The organism is Thiolapillus sp. (genome assembly GCF_048562965.1).
GTDB lineage: Bacteria > Pseudomonadota > Gammaproteobacteria > Chromatiales > Chromatiaceae > Thiolapillus > Thiolapillus brandeum_A.
Genome location: NZ_JBHNMF010000708.1, coordinates 1 through 1547 on the forward strand (window position 1 = coordinate 1; position 1547 = coordinate 1547).

Below are 1547 nucleotides of genomic sequence, written 5' to 3' on the forward strand. Positions count from 1 at the left end.
AAATCGAAATCCACAAGGAAAACGACGGCCAGCCAGTCATCGCGGTATTGAACATCGTCGACGATGCCAACATTACCGCCCCTGGCGAGTTGGGTGTCAGTGAACAGGTATTTGATCAGCTGAACCTGCCTCCCGGCACGTCAGTGACGGTAAAACACGCTTCCCCACCCGCATCTTTAGAAGCGGTGCATGACAAGATCAGTGGTGAGACTCTGGACTATGAGCAATATCTGAATATCGCCAGGGATGTCGTTGAAAACCGTTATTCCAAGATCGAAATTGCCGCCTTTCTGGTGGGTTGCGCGGAAACCGGATTCGAACGCGAGGAGGTGTTGCATCTGACCCGGGCCATGGTTGAAACCGGTGACCGCCTGGAATGGGGAGAAGCCCTAGTCGCCGACAAACACTGCATAGGCGGCATTCCGGGCAACCGCACCACCATGCTGATCGTTCCCATCATTGCCGCTCACGGAATGCTCATGCCCAAGACATCCAGCCGCGCCATCACCTCTCCTGCCGGCACGGCCGATACCATGGAGGTACTGGCCAGGGTAGACCTGCTTCCAGAAGCCCTGCACACCATCGTGCAACAGGAACGCGGCTGTCTCGCCTGGGGCGGTACCGCCAGGCTGGCACCCGTAGACGACATTCTGATCGCTGTGGAGCGCCCTCTATCCATGGACTCACCGGGTCAGATGGTCGCTTCGATTCTTTCCAAAAAGGTGGCTGCAGGCTCCACCCGCCTGCTGATCGACGTCCCCCTGGGGCCCACCGCCAAGGTGCGAAGTCATCAGGAGGCATTGCGTCTGCGCAAACTGTTCGAATATGTCGGCGACCATATCGGGCTGGAGCTGGAAGTCGTCATTACCGACGGCAGTCAGCCTATCGGCCGTGGCATAGGGCCTGTACTGGAAGCACGGGATGTCATGCAGGTGCTGGAATGCAGGCCGCAAGCGCCCCTGGACCTGCGTGAAAAAGCCCTGCAGCTGGCAGGGCGCATACTGGAATTCGATGCCGATGTGCGTGGCGGTGATGGATATCATATCGCCAGGGACATCCTGGATTCCGGCAGGGCCCTGTCCAAGATGGAAGCCATCATTCAGGCCCAGGGCAAAAACCCCGACCCGCCACAGCTGGGGCGCTTGCATCACGTCATCGCCGCCGCAGAGTCGGGAAAGATAACTGCGATCGACAACTTGCAGATGGCCAATATTGCACGCCTGGCCGGTGCGCCACTGGACAAAGGCGCAGGCGTGGATCTGCACAGGAAAACCGGCGAACATGTGGAGGCTGGCGAGCCCTTGTATACCATTTACGCGGCCTTCCCCGCGAACGAAGAATTTGCACTGGATGCTGCACAGCAATATTGTGGATACACGGTGGAAAAACACGATGAATGACGATTGCCTGATCCTTGCCTTTGAAGACGGCTCTTCCCCTGATTGAGTGGGCGCCCATCATCTAGTAATCCCATCAGGGTAAAGATCCAACCCGCCGAGATGGAAGTAAATGGCATTGGCAAACCGCTCTTTATTGCGGAAGCCTCT

The 1547-nt window shown here is 57.5% G+C and carries 1 protein-coding gene; it reads left to right on the top strand.

Going from position 1 to position 1547, the window contains the following annotated elements:
* On the top strand, positions 1-1400 hold a 1400-nt coding region (locus ACOCD2_RS19395), incomplete at its 5' end, for a thymidine phosphorylase family protein (RefSeq protein WP_293725837.1).
* Between the last annotated feature and the right edge of the window lie 147 nt (positions 1401-1547).